This window comes from Cellvibrio sp., from assembly GCF_053579595.1.
Genome location: NZ_JBRFPI010000349.1, coordinates 1 through 4,840 on the forward strand (window position 1 = coordinate 1; position 4,840 = coordinate 4,840).

The 4,840-nt window shown below is 47.4% G+C and carries 4 protein-coding genes; all 4 read left to right on the forward strand.

The window, feature by feature from the left end; all coding sequences use genetic code 11:
• The coding region (locus ACWA6V_RS17350; RefSeq protein WP_449523670.1) for a VOC family protein at positions 1–239 on the forward strand (239 nt) is incomplete at its 5' end.
• Positions 240–290: 51 nt separating this feature from the next.
• Entirely contained in the window at positions 291–1,223 is a 933-nt protein-coding gene (locus tag ACWA6V_RS17355) for a hypothetical protein (RefSeq protein WP_449523671.1), read from the forward strand.
• Positions 1,224–1,292: 69 nt separating this feature from the next.
• Complete coding sequence (gene bdpA, locus ACWA6V_RS17360; protein WP_449523672.1) at positions 1,293–2,810, forward strand: BAR domain-like protein A BdpA; 1,518 nt, start codon at positions 1,293–1,295, stop codon at positions 2,808–2,810.
• Positions 2,811–2,983: 173 nt separating this feature from the next.
• The coding region (locus ACWA6V_RS17365) for a YfiR/HmsC family protein (protein WP_449523673.1) at positions 2,984–4,840 on the forward strand (1,857 nt) is incomplete at its 3' end.

Consider the following 4,840-nt stretch of genomic DNA (forward strand, 5'->3'; position numbering starts at 1 on the left):
AGACCACACCTGGTCGCTGGTCGTGTAGTTCCACACCTGCGCGCCCGTCGCAACCCGAAGCTTGCGGTTTGCGCCACCTGGCATTTGTGGTGCGCGATCTTGACCGGACTGTTGCTTGGCTGGAAGCCAATAATATTTCGGTAGAGCCTATTCGCATTGATGAATATACCTTAAAACGCTTTACGTTTTTTCAAGATCCCGATGGTTTGCCGTTGGAATTGTATGAATTGCCGGAATAACGTTTTTGTCTAACAATGTTGCCCAACAACTTATTTACATGAGATCAGACTGTGCTGAAAAAATGGTTGCTCGGTAGTTTATTGTTGCTCAGTGGGATGACTAGTACTGGCATGATTTACGCGCGTGAACTGGTCATCGCGTTTGACCATACTTTGCAAGCATCCACTTCATTGGATGCAATGGCGCGCTCGCAAATGTTGGTGCGCAACCTGGCCACAGCGGGTGTACCGCAAGCGATGTTTTTAATTAAGACCAAGGGTGTTGATCAAAAAGACAAAGCGCGTTTGGCGCTCTATAGCGATAAAGGGCATTTGCTGGTGAATGCCGGCCATGGTCATAGTCTGGTGACCAAGAGTGATCTCTATGTGTATGAAATTGGCATTATGAAAGCCAATCGCATATTGCAGGCTTATAGCGGCTATAAAAAACATGTGCACTTTTCTTATCTGCATGAATTCGGCGATGCCAACATCCAGCGTGAACTTGCGGATTTTTTGCAGGAGCGCGGCTATCGCCCTGCGTTTACCGGTGTGAATGCCATGCGCGGTGTGGATCAATATCTGGATCAGTTGTACCAGAAAAAAATTCGCAGCAATCGCGCAGTGAATATGGCATCGCTGGAGGGGGCCTATATTGATCTGATCACGCAGTCGCTCGTTCAAGAAGATGCCAAAGCATTTAATGTATTGGGTTATTCACCGCGGCAAGTGTTAGTGCTGCAGGAAAATGATTTGGCAGCCTATTTTATTGTTGCTCTGGTTGATAGTTTAGTTGAACAGGGCTGGGCAATCATCGCGGCCGAGCGCGCGATGAACGATCCTATTGCTAATCCTATTGCGGCCAATCGCTGGGGAGCAAATGGTTATTCGAATTCTATTACCCGCTTGCCTGATGAACGCGTGGCTTATACGCGCGTACTCGGAGAGCGTAAAATTGCAGTGGATAGTTTTTTGCAAAATCGGATTCCCGGTTTTATCGAATAACATCCCGCGGTAAATGCGGTTTTATCGGTTATCTATTTATTTTTTATGTTTAAGGATTGTGAGACCAACATGTTAAAAACAGTCGCAAGTGTTTTGGTGTTATCCACCGCCAGCTTGATTTCATCGCTGGCATTTGCTCAGCAGAAATCGGCGATTTTCAAAAACGGTTTTGAAAACGATGCCGACCACAAAAAATGGGCGCTGATATACGGTGCAAAATTTACCGCTGAGCAGGCGCGCACCGGCACTGGCGCATTGCAAATAGAGCAGGGCGAGGCATCGGTGCGTTCACGGGTGAATTTAAGTGAGCAGGGTACGCTGGAGTTTTGGATCAAAACCTCATCGCCCGCCACCCAATACAAAGTCAATGTGCTGGTCGCGACCAACCAGAATGCCGACAGCGGCTGGGTGCAGGTTGGTCAACTTTTGGGTAATAACGATTCGGCGGAATACCATGCAAAGCGTATTTCTATCGACGATCCAGGTAAAAAATACTTGCGCCTGGATTTTGAAATTACCAACGGCCAAGTCTGGATTGATGATCTTAGCGTAGAGAAAATTCTGCTGGATACGGCGCTGCAAAAAAATCAGGAGAAAGTGATTGCTGAAGTATTGGGCAAATTGCGCGATGACAAAAATTATCAGGTACAGGCGGATGCGCTGCGCACATTGGGAAAAAATTACGCCGCTCAGATCGACGTTCAGCGCCAATACCTGGAATATGCCAACGGTATTTATTCCAGTGTAACACTGGTGCTCGCCACCTCAGAGCGGGGCAAGATGGCCAACCCACTCGGCTACCAAACCTTTAAAGGTATCGTGAGCGATGTGAAGCTAGTGGCATCGCCGATCCAAAAGGCGCGCATGGATTCGCTGTTAAAACCCTTGGGTGATATAGCAACCGCGACCCTGAATGTAATGACCCAGGGTGCCTATGCAGCTTTCGCCGAACCCTTTAAAACCATAGTAGCGACTACCTTCGATAAAGTAGCCTATGAAAATGCCGGTGTGGATCGCAAAACACGTAAGTTTGCTGAAGAAAACGGTTTAAAAACCTTTTCCAAAGCCGAAGGTTTTCTGGGTGAAGTTGAAAAGGAATTAAATACGGTGGTTGCTCTGGACAAAGATTTAATAGATATCCAGCGCGAGGTTGATAAATTTCGCAAAGATTTGGACAAGCATTTAAAGGAATCACTGATTGCCGGCGGTATGGGGCGCGGTCAGGAAAATTACAACCGCGTTATGAGTAAGGACGAAGCTATTCGCAGTGCGGCGCTGGAGGAAATCAACAGCTACTTTACGTTGCAAGCAGAGAGCTATCAAAATCATTCCAGTTCTAATACCGAGTTCGTACAATTCATGATGAAAGCTACTGGTACCATGGAAGAAACCCAAGTGTTTAAGGAGCGCTTCAATCAAATCGCTTCGTCGGTCATTACATTTTATGACAAGTTTGATCGCTCGGTCGCGAAAGACCAAAACCCCTTCTCTGATGAAAAAGACCGCAGGCTTTGGGAATCCCACGCGGTAAAAGTCCGCACTTATATCCAGGAGTCCAAGGCCGCATTTGCTAAAGCCTATATGTAGCTTAAATCCGACGCTTTTGATTAGCGTCCAGTCATTAAAAGAGGCACCTGCGGGTGCCTCTTTGTATTCTATGCAAGAGTAATTTTACTCTCTTGCTGCAACAGGCAAGAGCTATCAATAGCGGAATGAACAAGCTATGCTTCAGTGATTAAAAATAGATAAGACCAACGACGATGTTGATAACCCCCTTTCTGTCAGTAGCCATCGCTACATCCGGCCCTTGGTTGCCACCGCAAGCAAGGCAGCAGGGTTTTTCGTTGCTGCTTATCCCTCTGATCCTGATAGCGATTATCTGTTGCACCACTCCTGCATGGGCGCAGGGGCTCAATAAAGAAAAAATTACCGCCTCTTATTTATACAACTTCGCCAAAAACATTGAGTGGCCCAATCAGGCGACCATGACCTCTTTTGATATCGCTGTCTATGGCACAAGCTCCCCGGCATTGATGAATGAGTTGGCGGTTTTACGCGACAGGGTAAAGCTGCGCGATCTGCCGATTACCGTTAACCAGGTGAATCGAGTGGACTCACTGGCGAATTACCATCTGGTGTATGTTGAACAGGTGAATGCGAAAATAATCGCGGATATTTACGATGAGCTTGAGGGCAAGCCGGTCTTGCTGGTTACCGACTCCTATAACAATAAGCAGCTGGTGATGATAAACCTGATCACTACAGAAAATGACCGCCTTAAGTTTGAAGTCAATAAATCCAACATTATCAACCACGGCTTAACCCCGCTGCCGGAGTTAATTTTAAATGGCGGGACTGAAATTGATGTTGCCAAACTTTACCGCGAGGGACAGGCCTCACTGGTTGCGCTGCAAAAACAATTGCGTGGCCGCGAAAAAATACTCAACGAATTGACGGAGGCGATTAAAACCCAAGAGGCGATGACGGCGCGTCTGCAGGGGCAAATGGCGGAGTTAAACCAAAACATCCACAAAAGTGATGCGTTAATTGCCGAGCAAAAAGTGCTCCTGCAAGACCAGCAAGCGCAAATTGAAACCAGCAAACAAGAACGTGAAGCCCTGTTGCGCGAAGTGGAGCTGCGCACCAAAGAGTTGGACGAGCAACAGACGCATCTGCGCACTATTTTGCAAGAAATTGATTCGCGCGAAAAACGTCTGACCTATTTGAATACGACGATTAAATCGCAGGAAAATACCATCCTTAAACAAAAGGATGCGATTGTGGACCTGGATGAATTAGTTGATTCACAACAAGTCGCCTTGCGCTATCTGTGGGGCTCAGTGATTTTGGGTGCGTTATTAATTATCACCGTGTTGTTTGCCTACACTATCAAACGCCGCGATAACCAACGCTTGGCAGCGCATAGCCAGGACTTGCAAATCGCACGTGACCGGCTCGCGATTGCCAAGCGCAAAGCGGAAGATGCGAGCAAGGCAAAAAGTGAATTCCTGTCGCTGATGAGCCACGAATTACGCACGCCACTACAGGCAATTATTGGTTACACCGAAGTTGTGATTGAGGAACTAAAACTGGCGGATGACGAGCATCACCTGAAAGATTTAAACCGGGTGATCCTCAACAGCGAACGTTTGTTAAAGCTGATTAATGGTGTGCTGGATCTGGCCAAGATTGAATCGGGCCGGATGGATCTGGATTTAACCGAAGTCAAATTGTCGAGTTTGGTCGAGGAGGCGCTGGGCACCGTTGCGCCGCTGATGGAAAAAAATGCCATACAGTTGCAGGTTGATGTTGATGATGGTGAGTCCCTGCCGGTTGCCGATCCGGAAAAATTGCTGCACATATTGATTAACCTGTTGGGCAATGCGATTAAATTTGCTCCCAACGGCCAAGTGCGGATCAAGGCTTACCATCAACCGCAACAAATTTATATCAGTGTTGCCGACACGGGTATCGGTATTTCGAAAGAGCAGCAAGCCACCATTTTTGATCCCTTCAAACAGGCTGATTCTGGCACAACACGCAAATTCCAGGGCAGCGGTCTGGGATTATCCATCACTCGCCAGTTGTGCGAGCTAATGGGGGGCGGAATTCGTGTT